The following is a 17,692-nucleotide window of genomic DNA, read 5'->3' as shown; positions in this document are numbered from 1 at the left end:
TCAGTTATAGACGATCTTGTTGTTCTGGCGAAGCTCTGCCTTGAACTTCGTCTCGAGGTCCTTCGTCTCGCTCTCCAGCAGCCGGCGCTCGGCGGCTGCGCGGACACCGGCCGTGCTCTGCACTTCCTTGACCGAACAGACTGCGACGACCTCGACGCCGCGATCGGTGACGTCGGGCTTCAGCGTGCCGCCGACGGGGGTCTTCATCAGCGCCTCGGCGCCTTCGCCGCTGACCTGCGTCGAATCGCGGCGGCCGATGTCGAGGACCACGACGCCCTTCATCGTCTGCGCGAGCGCGAGGCTGCCGTCGCAGCCGGGGAAGCGCTTGCGGAACGATTCGGCCTCGGCGGTCCGCTTGCCGACCATGCCGGGCGGCGAACCCTTCGGAATCACGAAGACGATCTGCTGAAGCTTGAATTCCTTGATCGTGGCCGTGTCGGGCGACACGCCCTCCTTCTGCATCTCGGCCTGGATGTCGGCTTCCGACACGTCCGCCTTGAGGCTCGATGCCTTGGCGCGCATCACCGCCGCCCAGGTCGCCTGGCCGCGGAAGAAGCGCTTCAGCGTCGCAAGCTGCACGCCCTGCTGGTTCAGCGCCTGCTCGAACTGCGGAACGGTCAGCTTCACTTGCTTGGCGATACCGGCGACGCGCTGGTTGATCTCCGCGTCGCTCGGAAGCGTCAGCTTGGCACGCTTGGCCACCTGTTCGGCCAGCGTCTCGTCAATGAGGTCGTCGAGCGCGATCTTCTCGCTCGTCTTCTGGCGGAACAGCGTCATCATCTTGACGCGCTGCTGCACGTCGTAGCTGGTGATGGGCTGGTCGTTGACGGAGGCCTTCACGGCCTGCTGCGCCACCGCCGGGACCGGTGCGACGCTAGTCATGGCAATCGCCGCGGCGGCGATGCCCGCCGCGGCGATCATGCTCCGCATCGTATGGAACCGCATCAGCTCCCCTTTCCGATGTCTCGACGCCGTCCCCCGACCTTGGACTTGAACGAGGCTAGAACCTCAAATTCAGGCAAAAGGATGAAGGCCGCCGCGTTATTCGAGGTCAATTGTTGCCGTCGCTGAAGTTGCTCTGGAACTGCGTGCCGCCGAGGGTGCGCAGCTGCAGGCTGACGATCAGCGATTTCGAGGTCTGCAGGTCGGTATAGTCCTGCGTGATCTCGCTATAGGCGATGGAGAAGGTCGTGCACTCGTCGTCATAGGCGAGGCCGATGCTGTTGCCGGCCATCTGCTTTTCCGCGAAGTCCCAGGCGATCGATCCGAACAGGCGCCAGGTCTCGGTGAACTGCCAGGACGCGCGGCCGCTGATCGTATCCGTCGGCGTGCCGCTGTTGGTGCTGGCGATCGCAGGCTGCTCGCGCAGATAAAGATAGGAGGCGGAGGCGGTAACGTCGCCCATCTTCCCGGTCGCGGTCACCTGCGCCTGATTGACGTCGAAGGTGGCCGAGTCGAACCGCCCGCGCGCGCTGACGAAATAGCCGCGGCCGGAATCGACGGTCATGCTGCCGACATAGTCAGAGACGTCGTCCTCAAGGCCAGAGACGGTGCCCGTCTCGGTCAGATCCTCGACCGCGAACGAGTTGAGCCCGGCGATCTGATAGGACTGGCCGACCACGCCGGAGACGGTTGCCAGGGCGCCGAGCTCAGCGGCGTAGCGGAAGCCGAGATTGGCGCGGGTGCCGCCTTCGATGCGGTCGTAGCCCGAGAACTTGTCCCAGTCGAACAGTGAGGAATCGTCGAAGACGAGCGACTGCGCGTCTTCGTTAGGCAGCCTGCCGGCGAGCGGCTCGTCCGGGCGGACGATCATCTGGGCGATCGGCTCGATCAGCATGCTCGACGCGCCACCGGCGGCGAGGATCGGCCAGCGCCACTCGAGGCCCATGGCCGGCATCGCGCGATAGTACTGGCCGTTGTCGTCGATGCCGAGCAGTTGCTCGTCCTGCGACAGGTAGAAAGCGTCGGCGCGCAGATAGGCGAAGGGCTTCAGCACCATGCCGGCCGGCCCGATCGTCTGGGACTGCCAGGTCCAGTCCGTGCTGGCGCGGTTGAAGTTGCCCTTGAGGCCAAGGATCGCGTCGCCCGGACGGCAGATGCCGTCGCCGCCCGAATCGACGCAGTCCGTCTGGTCGCGCGTCAGGCTGACGACGTTGTTCCTCATCGTCAGCTGACCGCCGAGCACGTCCTTGTCGAACAGATAGTTCTGGTCGGCGACCGGCGCGACGAAGGGCTGGCGCGCCTGATTGTATTCGGCGCCTTGGTCGTTGGTCAGCACGCGGAAATAATAGCCGCGCATGTCGAAATAGTTGGTCTGGCTGAGACCCGTCAGGTGGACCTGGGAGACTGCGACATCCGTTGATTCGTAGAGGACGTTGTAGTCGCGCGTGAAGGTCCGGTCCGAGAGCAGCGTCGCATCCCAGCCGAACGTCCACAGCCTGTTCAGGAAGAACTGGCCGGTGGTCCTGAGCCCGCCGCGATATTCCTGGTCGCCCGAATTGCGCGTGCCTTCCTCGACGAAGGCCTCCGGATCCGCCTGACGGATGCCGGCCATGTGCAGCGTGTAGATGCCGGTGTCGAGCCGGTGGCGCCACTCGGCGTCGAGCAGGAGACCCTGCTTGGTGTAGACAGCCGGCGAGAAGGTCAGGTCGTAATTCGGCGCCAGGGCCCAAAAATAGGGCACCTTGGCGAAGGCGCCGAGCGCCGACTTGTAGCCGGCCGAGGGGAAGAGGAAGCCGCTCTTGCGCTTCACCGTCGGGTCCGGCGACGAGAAGGCCGGGAAATAGGCGACCGGGATGCCCAGGAACTCGAGCCGCGCCGAGCGGAAATAGATCATGTGCTCGTTGTGGTCGACGATGATTCGCGCCGCGCGCACCTGCCAGACCGGCGCCTTTTCGGGCTTTTCGCGGCAGGGTTCGCAGGCCGTATAGACACCGCGATAGAACGTCGTCGTCGTGCCGTCCTTGCGTAGGGCCTTTTCGGCCGCGAAATGCGTCTGCGACGGCGTATCGAGCTTCAGCGCCGTGACGAAGCCGTTCGCGAAGTCCTGCGTGATGTCGATCGTCTCGGCATTGATGATGGCGCCCGTGCGGTCGACGATCTTCACGCCGCCCTCGGCGACCATCGTCTTGTTCTTCTGGTCGTAGGTGACCTTCTTCGCTTCGAGCGTGTAGCCGTCGTAATAGATCTTCACGCCGCCGACGGCAGCGACCGTGGACTTGTCGTAGTCATAGATGAGCTGATCCGACTCGAGCAGCATCTGCGCGCCCGGCGTCGGCTTGAAATTCTCGTCGGTTCCGAAGCCGAGCGAGCCCGGATTGGTCTGAGCATCGGCGGGCGAGGCGGGAACGACGAAGCTTGCCGCGGCGGCGATCGCAAGCGCAGCCACGAAGCGCGGAAACACACCGGCGAAGCGACGTGTTCGTCGGCAGGGAACGGAAACCCCGATCATCCGTCCTCCCGATACAGCAACACGGTGACACTCGCCAGCGACGCGACGATGGAAGGAAACCATGCCGCGATCACCGGTGCAACGACCCCGCTCCTGCCGAGGCCAATCGCCAATTCTGTGACCACATAAAGCACGAAGCCCACGACCACGCCAGTCAGAATCACCTGCCCGAGATCACGCGATCGGGAGAAGCGGAGCGACACCGTCGCCGCCACGAGAACCATGGCCATGAAGAGCAGCGGCTGGGCGAGAAGCGACTGGAAGCGCATCTCGTAACCGCTGCTCGGAACGCCGGCTTTCTCAGAGATATCAATGAATTGCGGCAAGGACCAGAAAGAGAGCGTCTGCGGGTCGGCCAGCTGCTGCGACACTTGGTTGGGCCCGAGATCGGTGGCGAGCCGGGTCTCGTCGAAGGGCTGGGGAACAGCGCCGGACCGTGTGATCGTGCCGTTGCGGAAGATCCACTCTCCACCGGAATATTGTGCAGTGCGAGCGTCGATGCGGTGGTCGAGCGCGCCGCTCTCTCCAAACACGAAGGCGGAGACGCCTGAAAGCGACAGGCCGCGATTGTAGCTGTTCTTGGCGCCGAGAATTGAATTGCCGTCCGGTCCCGACTGCCGGATCCAGATCGGCTTGTTCTGCTGGTTGGTCGCGCTCTCGAGCGTCAGCGGTCCGTCGCCGACCCGGTTGAGGATGGCAATCGATTCTTCCTTCAGCGCCGTCGCGGCGGGATTGAACACCGTCGTCGCGAAGATGCCGAACACGAGCGCGACGACGGCCGCCGGTAGCACGAAGCCCCAGGCGGACACGCCCGAGGCGCGCGCGACCACCAGCTCGAGCTGGCGGTTGGCGAGGACGAAGCTCGCCATCGCGGCGAAGAGCACCGTGAAGGGCAGTGCTCGCTCGACCACCGTCGGCACGCGCGTCAGCGAGACCGCGAGATAGATGAGCGCATCGAAATTCGACCGCTGCACGGCTCGCCGCGCCAGCTCGAGGTAGTCGATGAAGGCGATGAGAACGAACACCACCAGGAAGATGACGAGCGCCATCTTCGCGAATCGCCGGGCGAAATAGAGCGCGAGCGTGTGATTACTGGTCATGGCGTCACCATCGCGTCACGCCCGCCCACCGGCGGTCTGGCGCCTCGGAACGAGGCGTTGCGCCAGCTCCGCCACGGCCGAGCCGATGCCCTCGGACGCGGCGAAGCGGTAGCCCCTCATCGCCGCGAACAGGGCGACGGCGATGGCGCCCAGCGGAATGACGTAGAGCAGTGGCACCAGGATCACGTGATTGGCCGCGATTCCCGCGACGATCAGGCCGCCGACGCGGATGCCGGTCGCGAGCAGCACGGTCGAGAGAATCAGGACGCCGCGTCCCTGTCGGGTCGTCTGGGCCTGGCCGAGCGCCATGACCGGAAGAAGGGCGAAGAGCAGCGTGTAGAGCGGCGAGGAGAGGCGATCATGCAGCTCGGCGGTGAAGGCGCTGGGGCGCTTCTGGTATTCCTCGTCGTTGATGTCGGGCGACAGCAGATACGAGGTGCTTCGCTCCGCGGCGTTGAAGGCCGGGAGCGCCCCGCCTCCGCCGAAGGTCGACATGTCGAAGGCGTAGGATTCGAACTGGATGATCGACATCGAGCCCTTCTCGACGGAGCGCTGCTGGATCGTTCCGTTGCGCATCACGAGGAAGGTGCCGAGCGGGTTCTTGAGGATGATTCCCTGGCCGGCCACATAGACGGTGCTCTGCGTCTTGTCGCGTTCGTCCTGGATGAAGATGCCTTCCAGCACGCCGTCGGGCTTGCGGTCGCGGATGTGGAAGACGAGGTCGTCGCCGATCTGGACGAAGGTGCCCTCCTGGATGAAGGTGGAGACGAAGTCGCTGTTGATGTTGGTGATCATCTCGCGCGCCGCCTGCAGCGAGCGCGGCACGAGATAGAGAGACATCGTGCCGACGAGGATCATGCCGATGGTGCCGAGCAGCAGCGCCGGCTTCAGCAGGGTCACCGGCGAGGCTCCGCTCGCATTGATGATCACGAGCTCGGAATCGGCATTGAGCTGGTTGAGCGTGTAGATGACGCCGATCAGGACGCCGACGGGGCAGACGATAAGCAGAAGGCCCGGAAAGATCAGGGCTGAGACCTGCGCGAAGGTGACGAAGCTCTGGCCCTGCGTGGTGACGAGGTTGAGCTCGCGCAAGGCCTGGCTCAGCCAGACCGTGCCCGCGAGGCCGCCGAGGCTGAGCATCGCTGCCGCCAGCATCCGCTTGAAGATGTATCGCCCGATCAGCGTCATTCCAGCATCGATCGTCCCGGTCCCGGTCGGTTCGCGGTCGCACTATCGAGCGAAGCGCGGCGGAATTGAGCCGGTACTCTTCCGGACCCCTTAGGCGCGCCTGCCATCATCCTCATGCCTGAACCATCGCGGTAAACGATCGGCCAAGGAACATCCTTAGCGAAAGGTAAACGTCTAGCCCGATCCGCCGGCACTTGCCATAGAGCCGGCGGCGGCGCCAAAGTGCCGCCTTCATCTCGCGGCCAAGTGTTGCCGCGACGCCCTGCCTTCGCGAAAGCCCCACCGCATGTCCAGCCGTCCCTCGATCACATTCTCGAAATCCGCTCCCGCCGCAGAAGGCGGCACGCTAGTCGTGCTCACGGACCACACGCTCGCCCTCGGCTCGGCCGCAACTGCGCTCGGAATCGGCGATCTCGTGACGCGCGCGGCCGCCTCGGCCGAATACAAGGGCAAGCTTCTCGCGACTCTCGATCTCCTGGCGCCGGCGGGCATCGGCGCCGCGCGACTGGTCGTGGTCGGCCTCGGCAAGGCGGGCGAGCTTAAGGAGCTCGACTGGTCGCGCCTCGGCGGCACGATCATGGGTGCGCTGCGCAAGGGCGAGACGGCGACGCTGATCGCGGAGCGCCCCGATGGCGTCGATGTTTCGCCGGCCGAGCTCACCGAGATCGGCCTTGGAGCGAGTCTCCGCGCCTATGCATTCGATCGCTATCGCAGCCGCGCCAAGGACGATGATTCGGCTGCCAAGGCGCCGCCTGCGCTCGCTATCGTCGGCCCCGAGGCCGGCAAGGCGAAGAAGCTCTGGCCCGCGCGGGCTGCGGTGGCCGAGGGCGTCGTCCTCGCCCGCGATCTCGTCAACGAGCCGGCCAATGTGCTCGGCACGCTCGAATTCGCCGCCAAGGCCGAGGCGCTCGCCGATCTCGGCGTCGCTATCGAGGTGCTGACCGAGAAGCAGATGAAGAAGCTCGGCATGCGGGCGCTGCTCGGCGTCGCGCAGGGTTCGGTGCGGCCGCCGCGCCTGGTTGCCATGCACTGGAACGGGCTGAAGGACGGCAAGGATGGCGACAAGGCCGCGTCGAAGCCGGTCGCCTTCGTCGGCAAGGGCGTCGTGTTCGATACCGGCGGCATCTCGATCAAGCCGGCCGGCGGCATGGAGGACATGAAGGGCGACATGGGCGGCGCCGCGGCGGTCGTCGGCCTTATGCACGCGCTGGCAAGCCGCAAGGCCAAGGCGAATGTCGTCGGCATCATCGGCCTCGTCGAGAACATGCCGGACGGCAACGCGCAGCGCCCGGGCGATATCGTAGAGGCGGCCTCGGGCACGACCATCGAGATCATCAATACTGATGCGGAAGGCCGGCTCGTCCTCGCCGATGCCCTCTGGTACGTGCAGAAGACCTACGAGCCGAGCCTCATCGTCGATCTCGCGACCCTGACCGGCGCCATCATCGTCGCGCTCGGCCATGACCATGCCGGTCTCTTCGCGAGCGACGATGCGCTCGCCGGGCAGCTGCTGGCCGCCGGCCTCGCGACCGGCGAGAAGGTCTGGCGGATGCCGCTCGGCCCAGCCTATGACAAGCAGATCGAATCGAAGTTCGCGGACATCAAGAACACCGGCGGTCGCGACGGCGGCTCCGTGACGGCGGCGCAGTTCCTGAAGCGCTTCGTGAAGGACGGCACCCCCTGGGCACATCTCGATATCGCCGGCACGGCCATGGGCTCGCCGCAGTCCGAGACCAACCGCTCCTGGGCATCGGGCTGGGGCGTTCGCCTGCTGGACCGCTTCGTCGCCGACAATCACGAGGCGTGAGCGCGGCGCCATGAGCGAGGTGCTGTTCTATCACCTCGAAAGGCAACCGCTCGATGCGGTGCTCCCGCCGCTCCTCGAGAAATGCCTCGAGCGCGGCTGGAAGGTCGTGGTCGAGGCCGGGTCGCGCGAACGGGTCGAGGCGCTCGATGCGATGCTGTGGACTTGGCGGGAGGAATCGTTCCTGCCGCACGGTCTCGCCAGCGACGCCAATGCACCGCTGCACCCGATCGTCCTCGCGACCGACGGCTCCAATCCGAACGGCGCTACCGTGCGCTTCGCGGTCGATGGCGCCCCGCTCGGCGCGGCGGCGCCCTTCGACCGCGTCGTGCTGATCTTCGACGGCAGCGATCCGGACGCGATCGAGAAGGCCCGTCAGGACTGGCGGCGCGCGAAGACCGAGGGTCACGCCGCCACCTACTGGCAGCAGGGATCGAGCGGTCGCTGGGAGAAGCGTGCCTGAAGCGCGGGTCAGGGGACGGCGATCAGCAGCAGGTAGGCGACGAAGATGACGAGGTGGACGCCGCCCGTCAGCGCGTTTGTCCGTCCGGTGCCGAAGCTCACCATGCTGACGAGCAGGGCGACGGCGAGCAGGACGATGTCGCCCTGAGCCAGGCCGAGCGTGACGCCGCGGCCAGTGACGAGGCTCGCGAGAGCCACCACCGGCACGGTGAGTCCGATCGTGGCACAGGCCGAGCCGAGCGCGATGTTGAGGCTGCGCTGGAGCTCGTTGCGATAGGATGCCTTGATGGCTGCGATCGACTCGGGCAGCAGCACGAGCGTCGCGATGAACGCGCCGACCACCGCATCAGCCTGCGGCACCTCGAGCGCCGCGAGTCCCTGCTCGATGCCGGCTGCGACATATTCGGCGAGGAGCACGATGCCGAGCAGTCCGACGCCCAGCATCACGAGACTGACGACAAGGCTCGACGACGCGGCGTGCGGATCATGCCCTCCATGCTGCGACGTCGTCGCCGCGTCGAGGAAATCCTCGCGGTGGCGCGTCATCTGGGCGAACAGGAAGCTGCCATAGAGCAGCAGGCAGAGCAGGCTGACGAGTGCGAGTTGGACGGTCGAGAAATTGCCGACGGGCGCGGCGAGCGTGTAGTCGGGGAGCACGAGCGTCAGCATCGACAACGCGAGGACCACGGCGAGGAGGGCGCTCGTTCCCTGGCGTTTCAGGTCCTGTTCGCGATGGCGCAGCCCGCCGATCGTCAGGCAGATGCCGACCACGCCGGCGCAGACGATCATGACTGTGGAGAAGACGGATTCGCGCGCCAGCGTCGGGTTGTTGCTGCCGTGCAGCATCATCGACACGATCACCGACGCCTCGATGGCGGTTACCGCGATGGTGAGCACGAGTGTGCCGAACGGCTCGCCGACCCGGTGGGCTACAGCCTCGGCATGGCGAAGGACGACGAACACGGTCACCACCATGATCGCGATGATGAAAAGCGGAAAGCCGATGGCGATCCCGGACGGGAGCGAGCCGATTTCGGTGTGGCTGGCATGCAGAAGCAGCGCGAGCACCAGCGCCAGCGGCGGGAACCCGAGCTTGACGATGAGGCCGGTTCGGCGCCGGGCGGCCGACTGCGACGGGGCGGCGTGCTCGCTCATGACATTCTCTCGCCTTGCATCGCCCGGTGGTGCGGCCGATAGGTTGCGTCGCTACCTTCTAGGCGGCGGGACGCCGCCCGAAAAGACGGCTCTCGCCTGTCGCGGCGCGATCGTCAGCCGAACGCCGCTTCGACCGCGTCCGCGATCATCGCCCCCATCAACGGCGCGAGGATGACGCCCGGATGTCCGGCGGCAAGGGCGAGACCTTCGAAACCGTCGACGAAGCCCATGCGCGGCAGACCATCCGCGAAGATCGGGCGGCGGCCGATAGAAGACCCGATGACCCGGATCGGGGCCGACACGTCGAACCGGGCAACAATCGCGGCAAGCGAGCGATCGACCGATTCTGCTTCGCTCTCGGCTGCCGGTCGCGGGAGCAGCAGCGTTCCGTCGCTGGCCTGCCGGATCTCGAGTTCCGGCTCATCGACGATATGGAAAATAAAGCGGTCGTCGCATGCGAGGCGGAGCAGCCTCACCGGTGAAAATTTCCAGCGCGATGTCGATACCGAGAGGCTCCAGCAGGGACGCTGTGCCCGGACCGGCAGCGATCACGACGCAGTTGGCCTCGAGACGGCCCGCTTCGGTCTCGACGCCGGTGACCTTGTCGCCCGCGAGGCGAATGGACCGGACGGTGTCGCCTCTACGGAAGACGGCACCGAGCGCCTCGGCGCCGTCCGCGAGTGCTTGTGAAAGACCGGCGGCATCGACCGCCATGTCAGACGGCGAGAAGGCGGCGAGGGCAGGGGCATCGCGCAGCCGCGGCTCCAGCCTTTCAATTTCGGCAAGCTCGGCCGGACGCACGTCTGCGCCGGCGGCGGCCTTCCGGTCGATGAGCGCCGCGGTCTCTGCAGGCGAGCCGAGCCAGAGGAGCGAGCCACGCCGCATGCCGGCATAGGCGGCAGGGAGCCGGGCCCCCAGCGCCTCGTGCGCCGCCACCGCCCGCCTTTGCAGATCGTGGGCGCGGCGATTGGAGTGATCGCCGTGGATGAGGTTGATCCAGCCGAAAGCACGGCCGGTGACGCCGCGCCCCGCTTCGGCTTCCGCCTCCACGAGCGTCACTCTGCAACCGGACTGCGCGAGATGCCAGGCGATCGACGCGCCGACGATGCCGGCTCCCACGACGACCACATGCGGCCTCGCGCGGCGATCGCTCATGTCGCGGGATCGGTGTTGGCGGCCTCATATTCGGCCGACATCTCCAGCCAGCTTTCCTCGGCCGACTCGAGGCGGCGGGCGGCTTCGGCGCGGTCGCGGGCGAGTTTGGTGGCGCGCGCCGCGTCCTTCACGTAGAGGTCGCCATCGGCGAGCGACGCGTCCAGCTTCTGAATCTCTTTCTGAAGCTTATCGATCAAGGACTCGGAATCCTTGATCTTCTTCCTCAGCGGGGCGAGCGCGGCACGGCGCTCGGCGGATTCGCGGCGCCGCTCTTGCGCCGACGGCCCGCGCTCTCCTTCGTCGTCCCGCTTTGTCTCGCCGGCGTCCGGTCCGGAGACGATGAGGCGGCGATAATCGTCCATGTCACCGTCGAAGTCGCTGACGCCGCCATTGCCGACAAGCAGCAGCCGGTCGACGGAAGCCTCGATCAGGTGGCGGTCGTGGCTGATCAGGATGACGGCGCCCGGATAGTCGTTCAGCGCCTGGACGAGCGCCTCGCGGCTGTCGATGTCGAGATGGTTGGTCGGCTCGTCGAGGATCAGCAGGTTGGTGCCGCGGAATGTGGCGAGGCCGAGCAGGAGCCGCGCCCGTTCGCCACCCGAAAGCTCGCGCGCCGGGGTATCCATCTTCGCGGTCGGAAAGCCCATGGCGCCGACCCGCGCCCGCACCTGCGCCTCGCCGACATCTCCCATCAGCGGTCGCACATGCTGCACGGCACTGTCGGCCGGCCGCAGGTCGTCGAGCTGGTGCTGCGCGAAGAAGGCGATGTCCATGCGGTCCGCGCGCCTGAGCGCGCCGGACATCGGCTCGAGCCGCCCGGCGATCAGCTTGGCGAGCGTCGACTTGCCGTTGCCGTTCGCCCCCAGGAGGCCGATGCGGTCCTCGGTATCGATGCGGAGATCCAGGCGCTTCAGGATCGGCTTCCCCGCCTCATAGCCGACCGAGACATTGTCCATCGCGATGATCGGCGGCGCCAGGGTGCGCGTGGGCGGCGGGAAGGAGAACGGCGTCACCTCTTCGTCGATCAGTGCGGCGATCGGCTGCATCTTCTCCAGCGCCTTCATGCGCGACTGCGCCTGGCGAGCCTTGGAGGCCTTGGCCTTGAAGCGGTCGATGAAGGATTGCAGGTGCTTGCGCTGGTCCTCCTGCTTCTTCATCTGCTTCTGTTGCAGCGCCTGCTTCTCGCGCCGCTGGCGGTCGAAGCTGTCATAGCCGCCGCGATAGGCGACGAGCTTGCCGTTGTCGAGATGCACGATCATGTCGACGGCCCGGTTGAGCAGGTCGCGATCGTGGCTGATCAGGAAGACGGTATGCGGATAGCGCGCGACATAGCTTTCCAGCCACATCGTGCCTTCGAGGTCGAGATAGTTGGTCGGCTCGTCGAGAAGCAGCAGGTCGGGCTCGGCGAAGAGGACCGCGGCGAGAGCGACGCGCATGCGCCAGCCACCGGAGAAGGCCGAGCAGGGGCGCTTCTGCGCTTCGGAATCGAAGCCGAGACCTGAGAGGATCGTCGCCGCCCGGGCTTCGGCCGCATGGGCGCCGATATCGGCAAGGCGAATCTGGATCTCGGCAATGCGGTGCGGGTCTGTGGCGTGCTCGGCCTCGGCGAGGAGGGCGAGCCGCTCGGTATCGGCCGCGAGAACGAAATCGATCAGCGCCTGCTCGGTGCCGGGAGCTTCCTGCGCCACCTGGCCGATGCGTACGCCACGCGGCAGCCCGATCGACCCGCTTTCGGGCGCGATGTCGCCCGTCACGAGCTTGAACAGCGTCGTCTTGCCGGCGCCGTTGCGCCCGACGAAGCCCGCCTTCACGCCATCGGGCAGCGCGATGCTGGCGCCTTCCAGAAGCGTGCGGCCGGCGATGCGATAGGTGAGGTCGTTGACGTGGAGCATGAGCGGCTATCTGCCGTGCCGGAGCCCGCCATGCAAGTGAACATGCGAGTGAACATGCAACCGACGCCGTCGCCTGCCGTGCACCGTCAGTTGCGCTGCTCGATATCGCGCATGATCATCTCGGCATGCAGCGTCGAGAGCTCGTAGCAGAGCACCAGCTCGTTGGCCTCGACGTCGAACCGTGTGGACGCCATGCCGCAACTGCGCGCCCGAAGCGTCGGCGGGTTCTTGAAGGCGAAGCGCTCGGCGAGATTGTCGGCGACTTCTTCGAGCACGCCATTGTCCTCGAGAATTGTCGCGGCCGTCTCGTCCTCCGGTGCCGCCGTCTCATAGGCGACGGCGAAGGTCTGCGGCTTCGCAGGCGCCGGTGGTAGACCTTTGGCGGCCGCTTTCCAGGCCGCCTGCTCGCGCTTCCATGTCGCCCCGCAAAGCCGCCGCGCTGCGGGGTCGAGCCCGGCCGCTTCGGCGATGTCGGCGAAGCCCTCGGGATCCGCCCCGACCATGTCGCAGACGAGCGCGTTGGTTCGCGTCTCGTCCAGCGCGTGCGGGTTACGCCGGCCCGCATCGTCGGCGACGATCGAAAGCGTACCCGGCCCGCCGAGCTTCCAGCTGTCGATCGCATCCACGAGCGTCTGGTCGCCCGTTCCCGAGCGCGGCTCCAGCAGTGTTAGTGTCGCGAAGAAATCAGCCGCGCGCTCTTCCGACATGCCCTTGGGCTGTGCGCCGTAGCGGTTGATCAGAAGATGGCCGGTCTGGTGATAGAGCGCGAAGACGGCATTTCCAACAATGAAATCAACCACCTCGGCGGTGTCTTCTTCGGTCAGCGCCCTCGGGGTACGCGGCTCTATGACCGGCGCTGCGGCCGCGGCTGCGATCGTGGTGAAGATAAGGGCGCCGAGAGTGGCCGGGGGGAGCAGCCGGAACATCAGTGACTCGTCTGTTTTGTCGATGACGAGTGTTGGCTGCTGGGGCGCTCGTTAGCAAGCGAAGCTCGGGAGGAGAGTGAAGATCGCCCTATGCGCGATCGTCGCAGGCAGCGGATGAGCGCTTACGGATAGACGTAGTTGCCTTCGCGTTCGGCCCTCTCGTAGCGGGCGATGCCGGCATAGGTCGCGCCGAGGAGGCCGATGACGATCGCGATCAGCGCGAGCGGTTCATTCCAGACCATGTCGTAGACGCTGCCGTCCATCCATTCCGCGGGCGGAGCCGGAATGCCCGAAGCTTCGAGCACGCCGCCGAGCGTCACGATGACGGTCGTGCCGGCGGTGAAATAGAACCAGGCCTGCGCGGCGAGCGAAAGCGCGGCGACCTCGAAGGCCATCAGCGTGACCATCGGGAGAACGGCATTGGCCAAAGAGCGTTTCATACTGCGCATCTCCTTAAGAAACTGTGCAGGATGAATGCGCCTTTCCTTTCGCGGTTTCATCAATCGCGATCACACAGCCGCGAGTCGTGCGCGATCAGGCGGCTCCCGCGACCATGCCAAGGCCGCTGATGCGCTGGAAGGCGACGAGATCGAGCGGATCGCAGACATTGCGGCCGGCCATGCGCGTCAGGAGCACCGTCGCCTGGCCGCGGTGATGCGTCTCGTGATTGAAGAGGTGGATCAGGAGCGCGGCGAGCGGCTGGGTGAACGAGCCGGGCGACGTCAGCGGGCCGTAGGTGACGGGAGCATCGACCCGGTCCGCCTCCAGTCCTTCGACAAAGTCGATGATCCGCGCGTCCTCGACTTCGCGCAGCTCTGTCAGCGTAGCGCGGTCCTCCGTCACGATGTCGTCGAGCCGTCTGTGCACCGGGCCATCGCCCGTGAAACGGCGCATCCAGATGCGGTCGGTGACGAGAAGATGGTTGAGCGTGCCCGCGAGCGACCCGAAGAAGGCGCCCTGATCGGCGCGCCAGTCCGCATCCGACAGCGTGGCCGCGGCCCGATAGACGCGTTCATTGGCCCAGCGATTGTAGTGGGCCATCATCACGAGATGCTGCTTCATGGTGGGTCCTCCGCTCGATCCCCGATGATGGACGCGGCTGGCGCATCGAGGCGCTTCTTGGACGAAGCTTAGGGCAGGGCGCGGCGCGCCGGCAATCGCGCCCCGGCCTCGAGGGTCCCGTCGCCCTTGCCGCCATGCGGTGGCACGGCTATACAGCGCGCGAATTTTCCCCCAAGCGAGGAACGAGACGGACATGGCGATCGAACGCACCTTTTCGATGATCAAGCCCGATGCCACCAAGCGCAACCTGACCGGCAAGATCACCGCGAAGCTCGAGGAAGCCGGCCTGCGCGTCGTCGCTTCGAAGCGCGTGTGGATGTCGAAGGCGCAGGCCGAGGGCTTCTACGCGGTTCACAAGGAGCGGCCGTTCTTCGGCGAGCTCGTTGCAACGATGACCGCCGGCCCGACCGTCGTTCAGGTTCTGGAAGGCGAGAACGCCATCCTCAAGAACCGCGAGATCATGGGCGCGACGAACCCGGCCAATGCCGCCGAGGGCACGATCCGCAAGGAATTCGCCGTCTCGATCGGCGAAAACTCGGTTCATGGCTCGGACGCGCCGGAGACGGCGGCGCAGGAGATCGCCTACTGGTTCTCGGGCGTCGAGATCGTCGGCTGACATCCGGCCGATCGAAAGCGATAGAGGCCGGGCATGTCCCGGCCTTTTTTCTTGCTCGCTTACTTGCTCGCGTCAGGTGAGGGGGATCAGCACCGCCTTGCGATAGGCCGGCCGCTCGGAGAGCCGCGCGAACCATCCGGCGAGACGCGACAGCTCCGGCCGCTCGATCGGCAGCGCGAACCAGGCCTGCACGAGCGTCCCGGCCGGGATGTCGCCGATGCCGAGCGCCTCGCCCGAGAGATAGGGCTGATCGGCAAGGGCGGCGTCGACATGGCCGAGCATCTGGCCGAGCCGCGCGACGGCGGCCTCGACGACGCGCATGTCGCGCTTCTCCGGCGGCGAGCGCACCAGGTTGACCATCAGGTCGCGATAGGGAGCCGCGAGGGAGGAGTTCGAGAAATCCATCCAGCGGTCCGCACCGGCGCGGCGGACCGGATCGGACTGCCACAGCACGCCGTCGCCATAGCGGGCGGCGAGATAACGCACGATGGCGTTGGATTCCCAGAGAACCAGCCCGTCATCCTCGATCGTCGGAACAAGGCCGTTCGGGTTCAGCGCGCGATAGGCGGGGTCGTCGACGACGCCATGCCTGCCGCCGGCCGGAATGCGCTCATACGCCAGTTCGAGTTCTTCGGCGCACCAGAGCACCTTTTTCACATTGCTGGAATTCTCGCGACCCCAGATCCTCAGCATCGACCGATCCTCGTGTTGGTATCGAAGCCTGCCCTCCGGTCGAGGGCGGTCAGATCTCGTCGGCAAGGCCGGCGAGGAATGCCTCCAGCCGCTGGTGGCGCTCGGCCGCCATGCGACGGCCCGCGCAGGTGTTGAACTCTGAAGCGAGCTTCAGCAGCTTGGCCGGGAAATGGTCGAGCGCATAGGCGGCATCGTCGAGCGGTCTTGCCCGAGCCTCCGGATCGACGGGCTCGTAGAGCGCGCTGCCGAGCCGGCCGGCGATGTAGAAGCAGCGGGCGATGCCGATCATGCCGATGGCGTCGAGCCGGTCGGCGTCCTGCAGGATCTTCGCCTCCAGCGTCTCGGGAGGAATGCCGGCCGAGAAGCTGTGTGCCGCGACCGCATGTGCCACGGCGGCGATTGCGGCGTCGTCCCAGCCGAGGCGGCGGAGGATTTCCGACGCCCGTTTCGCGGCAAGACGCGATGCCATGGGCCGCTCGGGCGCGTTCTTCTCCACCGCGACGCAGTCATGCAACAGCACGGCGGCGGCGAGGATGCGGCCGTCCCCGCCTTCCTCCGCGCGGATCGCCTCGGCCGCCTTGAAGACGCGGAGAAGATGGGCGAGGTCATGGGCACCGTCGCCGGCCGGAACCGCTTCGGGCAGGAGTTCAGCGGCCAGAGCCGCATGCTCGCCGAATCTCTCGGCCAGCTCGTCCGGGCCGAGCGCGCTCAACGGGATTCGCCCCAGCGCGCCTCGGCCTCGTCGTCGGTGTCGCGCGCCGCGACCCAGCCCGTCGCCGTGCCGTCGCGTGCATGCTCCTTCTTCCAGAAGGGCGCGTGCGTCTTCAGGAAATCCATGACAAACGCCGCGGCCTCGAAGGCGGCGTGTCGATGCGTCGAAGCGGCGATGACGAGTACGATCGGCTCGCCCGGCGTGACGCGTCCGTGACGGTGGAGCACCGTGAGATCGGTCACCGGCCAGCGATCGGCGGCGAGACATGCGATGCGCGCGAGCTCGGCCTCGGCCATTCCCGGATAATGCTCGAGTTCCAACGCGTCGAGGCGGCCATCCTCGTCGCGGCAGATGCCGGTGAAGGTGACGACGGCGCCGATATCGGTGCGACCCTGGTGAAACGCCGCCAGCAGGTCGGCCGTGTCGAGCGGCTCGCCGGAGACTCCGGTGCGGATTTCGGCCACTTCAGCCGCCCGTCATGGGGGGAAACAGCGCGACCTCGCGCACACCGTCGAGTGACGCGTCATGGTCGGAATGCTCGCGGTCGAGGGCGACCCGGATCGCCCCGGGCTCGGCGAGCGCCAGCTCATAGCCTTCGCCGCGCGCGCGCAGCCATCCGATGAGGTCGGACACGGTATGGACGCCGGCGGGGCGTTCGATCGTCTCGTCCGCAAGCCCGATGCGCTCCCGCACCCAGGCGAAATAGAGCAGCTTCATCGCTCGTCGTCTTCCAGCAGATGGCCAAGCCCCGCGCGGAAATAGTCGTAGCCCGTATAGAGCGTCACGAGCGCCGCGAGCCAGAGCAGCACGAGGCCGACCGTCGTCGTATAGGGGAAATAGAGATCGCCGGCCGGCCCGGCGAGAAGGAAGGCGATGGCGACCATCTGGGTTGCCGTCTTCCATTTGGCGAGGCGCGTCACCGGGACGCTGACGCGGAGTTCGGCGAGATATTCCCTGAGGCCCGAGACGAGGATCTCGCGCGACAGGATGATCACCGCCGCCCAGATCGAGACGCCGCCGATCGTGCGCTCGAAGACGAGCGCCAGAAGGCAGGCCGCGACGAGAACCTTGTCGGCGATCGGGTCGAGCATGCGGCCGATGGACGACTGCTGCTGCCACATGCGGGCGAGGTAGCCGTCGAGATAGTCGGTGATGCTCGCGGCGATGAAGAGCGCCAGCGCGATCCAGCGCCAGGCGTCACGCCCGCCAACCACGCAGAAGACGACCAGCGGCACGGCGACGATCCGGCCATAAGTGAGGATATTTGGCAGGGACAGGAGAAGCGCCCGCTGCGGTGGTCTCGCGCCCATGCTGCGACTCTTGCTCATGTCTTCGTCCCTCACCCCGCTTCATATCGCATTGCGGGGAGAAGGTCACAAGCGCGGCCGCGCAAGGGAACGCTCCTTGGATCGAAACGATTCTTCCCGGAGGTCTGGAAGACGGACGGCGACGACCGACATCCAAATCACATGAAAG

At 66.5% G+C, this 17,692-nt stretch carries 19 protein-coding genes; 3 read left to right on the top strand and 16 right to left on the bottom strand.

Translation table 11 applies throughout. The features are described from left to right. The 4 genes from QO015_RS04265 to lptF form a co-directional block, all read right to left on the bottom strand. Complete coding sequence (locus QO015_RS04265; RefSeq protein WP_266281233.1) at positions 1–945, bottom strand: SurA N-terminal domain-containing protein; 945 nt, start codon at positions 943–945, stop codon at positions 1–3. Positions 946–1,051: 106 nt separating this feature from the next. Then, complete coding sequence (locus QO015_RS04260; protein ID WP_266281235.1) at positions 1,052–3,451, bottom strand: LPS-assembly protein LptD; 2,400 nt, start codon at positions 3,449–3,451, stop codon at positions 1,052–1,054. Continuing rightward, entirely contained in the window at positions 3,448–4,551 is a 1,104-nt protein-coding gene (gene lptG, locus QO015_RS04255; protein WP_266281236.1) for an LPS export ABC transporter permease LptG, read from the bottom strand. Before lptG ends, QO015_RS04260 begins: the two co-directional genes overlap by 4 nt. 15 nt (positions 4,552–4,566) lie before the next feature. Further along, the gene (lptF, locus tag QO015_RS04250) at positions 4,567–5,739 is read right to left on the bottom strand and encodes an LPS export ABC transporter permease LptF (protein WP_266281237.1); all 1,173 of its coding nucleotides are present in this window, start codon (positions 5,737–5,739) and stop codon (positions 4,567–4,569) included. A gap of 286 nt (positions 5,740–6,025) precedes the next feature. Between lptF and QO015_RS04245 the strand changes: the two genes are divergently transcribed. Next, complete coding sequence (locus QO015_RS04245; RefSeq protein ID WP_266281239.1) at positions 6,026–7,546, top strand: leucyl aminopeptidase; 1,521 nt, start codon at positions 6,026–6,028, stop codon at positions 7,544–7,546. A gap of 10 nt (positions 7,547–7,556) precedes the next feature. Then, positions 7,557–8,006: a DNA polymerase III subunit chi gene (locus QO015_RS04240; RefSeq protein ID WP_266281241.1), complete on the top strand. Its 450-nt coding sequence runs from the start codon at positions 7,557–7,559 to the stop codon at positions 8,004–8,006. A gap of 8 nt (positions 8,007–8,014) precedes the next feature. Here the strand turns inward: QO015_RS04240 and QO015_RS04235 are convergent, their stop codons facing one another. The 7 genes from QO015_RS04235 to QO015_RS04205 form a co-directional block, all read right to left on the bottom strand. Beyond that, positions 8,015–9,160, bottom strand: coding sequence for a calcium:cation antiporter (locus QO015_RS04235; protein ID WP_266281242.1), 1,146 nt, complete (start codon positions 9,158–9,160; stop codon positions 8,015–8,017). Between the two features lie 113 nt (positions 9,161–9,273). Beyond that, complete coding sequence (locus QO015_RS04230; RefSeq protein WP_266281243.1) at positions 9,274–9,636, bottom strand: FAD-dependent oxidoreductase; 363 nt, start codon at positions 9,634–9,636, stop codon at positions 9,274–9,276. Further along, entirely contained in the window at positions 9,581–10,315 is a 735-nt protein-coding gene (locus tag QO015_RS04225) for an NAD(P)/FAD-dependent oxidoreductase (protein WP_266281244.1), read from the bottom strand. The genes QO015_RS04230 and QO015_RS04225 overlap by 56 nt, the downstream gene beginning before the upstream one ends. Then, entirely contained in the window at positions 10,312–12,207 is a 1,896-nt protein-coding gene (locus QO015_RS04220; protein WP_266281246.1) for an ABC-F family ATP-binding cassette domain-containing protein, read from the bottom strand. Before QO015_RS04220 ends, QO015_RS04225 begins: the two co-directional genes overlap by 4 nt. A gap of 86 nt (positions 12,208–12,293) precedes the next feature. Beyond that, positions 12,294–13,133, bottom strand: coding sequence for a DUF4344 domain-containing metallopeptidase (locus tag QO015_RS04215; RefSeq protein WP_266281247.1), 840 nt, complete (start codon positions 13,131–13,133; stop codon positions 12,294–12,296). Between the two features lie 122 nt (positions 13,134–13,255). After that, complete coding sequence (locus tag QO015_RS04210) at positions 13,256–13,573, bottom strand: hypothetical protein (protein WP_266281248.1); 318 nt, start codon at positions 13,571–13,573, stop codon at positions 13,256–13,258. A gap of 94 nt (positions 13,574–13,667) precedes the next feature. Then, positions 13,668–14,195, bottom strand: coding sequence for a DinB family protein (locus QO015_RS04205; protein WP_266281249.1), 528 nt, complete (start codon positions 14,193–14,195; stop codon positions 13,668–13,670). 193 nt (positions 14,196–14,388) lie between these two features. On the opposite strand from QO015_RS04205, the gene ndk reads away from it, so the two are divergent. Continuing rightward, positions 14,389–14,811 (top strand): nucleoside-diphosphate kinase, encoded by a 423-nt coding sequence (gene ndk / locus QO015_RS04200; RefSeq protein WP_266281250.1) that lies wholly within the window; start codon positions 14,389–14,391, stop codon positions 14,809–14,811. 72 nt (positions 14,812–14,883) lie between these two features. On the opposite strand, the gene QO015_RS04195 is transcribed toward ndk, so the two are convergent. The 5 genes from QO015_RS04195 to pgsA are packed head-to-tail and all read right to left on the bottom strand — an operon-like array spanning position 14,884 to position 17,526. After that, a complete protein-coding gene (locus tag QO015_RS04195; protein ID WP_266281252.1) occupies positions 14,884–15,504 on the bottom strand; it encodes a glutathione S-transferase family protein in 621 nt (206 codons plus the stop codon). Between the two features lie 49 nt (positions 15,505–15,553). Then, on the bottom strand, positions 15,554–16,216 hold the full coding sequence (locus tag QO015_RS04190) for an HD domain-containing protein (RefSeq protein ID WP_370877394.1): 663 nt from the start codon (positions 16,214–16,216) through the stop codon (positions 15,554–15,556). Beyond that, the gene (locus QO015_RS04185) at positions 16,213–16,680 is read right to left on the bottom strand and encodes a molybdenum cofactor biosynthesis protein MoaE (protein WP_370877393.1); all 468 of its coding nucleotides are present in this window, start codon (positions 16,678–16,680) and stop codon (positions 16,213–16,215) included. Before QO015_RS04185 ends, QO015_RS04190 begins: the two co-directional genes overlap by 4 nt. Before the next feature lies 1 nt (position 16,681). Continuing rightward, complete coding sequence (moaD, locus tag QO015_RS04180) at positions 16,682–16,933, bottom strand: molybdopterin converting factor subunit 1 (protein WP_266281254.1); 252 nt, start codon at positions 16,931–16,933, stop codon at positions 16,682–16,684. After that, entirely contained in the window at positions 16,930–17,526 is a 597-nt protein-coding gene (pgsA, locus tag QO015_RS04175) for a CDP-diacylglycerol--glycerol-3-phosphate 3-phosphatidyltransferase (RefSeq protein ID WP_370877448.1), read from the bottom strand. Before pgsA ends, moaD begins: the two co-directional genes overlap by 4 nt. Positions 17,527–17,692: the final 166 nt, after the last annotated feature.

The sequence above is a fragment of the Kaistia geumhonensis genome (genome assembly GCF_030815145.1).
GTDB classification, from domain to species: domain Bacteria; phylum Pseudomonadota; class Alphaproteobacteria; order Rhizobiales; family Kaistiaceae; genus Kaistia; species Kaistia geumhonensis.
The sequence above is the reverse complement of the archived record's forward strand: the minus strand, read 5'-3'. Positions and strand labels throughout refer to the sequence as shown.

Bases quoted from the DNA above. Each gene is read 5' to 3' on its own strand.
- QO015_RS04265 (WP_266281233.1), bottom strand. From the start codon at position 945: ATGCGGTTCCATACGATGCGGAGCATGATCGCCGCGGCGGGCATCGCC.
- QO015_RS04260 (WP_266281235.1), bottom strand. From the start codon at position 3,451: ATGATCGGGGTTTCCGTTCCCTGCCGACGAACACGTCGCTTCGCCGGT.
- lptG (WP_266281236.1), bottom strand. From the start codon at position 4,551: ATGACCAGTAATCACACGCTCGCGCTCTATTTCGCCCGGCGATTCGCG.
- lptF (WP_266281237.1), bottom strand. From the start codon at position 5,739: ATGACGCTGATCGGGCGATACATCTTCAAGCGGATGCTGGCGGCAGCG.
- QO015_RS04245 (WP_266281239.1), top strand. From the start codon at position 6,026: ATGTCCAGCCGTCCCTCGATCACATTCTCGAAATCCGCTCCCGCCGCA.
- QO015_RS04240 (WP_266281241.1), top strand. From the start codon at position 7,557: ATGAGCGAGGTGCTGTTCTATCACCTCGAAAGGCAACCGCTCGATGCG.
- QO015_RS04235 (WP_266281242.1), bottom strand. From the start codon at position 9,160: ATGAGCGAGCACGCCGCCCCGTCGCAGTCGGCCGCCCGGCGCCGAACC.
- QO015_RS04225 (WP_266281244.1), bottom strand. From the start codon at position 10,315: ATGAGCGATCGCCGCGCGAGGCCGCATGTGGTCGTCGTGGGAGCCGGC.
- QO015_RS04220 (WP_266281246.1), bottom strand. From the start codon at position 12,207: ATGCTCCACGTCAACGACCTCACCTATCGCATCGCCGGCCGCACGCTT.
- QO015_RS04215 (WP_266281247.1), bottom strand. From the start codon at position 13,133: ATGTTCCGGCTGCTCCCCCCGGCCACTCTCGGCGCCCTTATCTTCACC.
- QO015_RS04210 (WP_266281248.1), bottom strand. From the start codon at position 13,573: ATGAAACGCTCTTTGGCCAATGCCGTTCTCCCGATGGTCACGCTGATG.
- QO015_RS04205 (WP_266281249.1), bottom strand. From the start codon at position 14,195: ATGAAGCAGCATCTCGTGATGATGGCCCACTACAATCGCTGGGCCAAT.
- ndk (WP_266281250.1), top strand. From the start codon at position 14,389: ATGGCGATCGAACGCACCTTTTCGATGATCAAGCCCGATGCCACCAAG.
- QO015_RS04195 (WP_266281252.1), bottom strand. From the start codon at position 15,504: ATGCTGAGGATCTGGGGTCGCGAGAATTCCAGCAATGTGAAAAAGGTG.
- moaD (WP_266281254.1), bottom strand. From the start codon at position 16,933: ATGAAGCTGCTCTATTTCGCCTGGGTGCGGGAGCGCATCGGGCTTGCG.
- pgsA (WP_370877448.1), bottom strand. From the start codon at position 17,526: ATGGGCGCGAGACCACCGCAGCGGGCGCTTCTCCTGTCCCTGCCAAAT.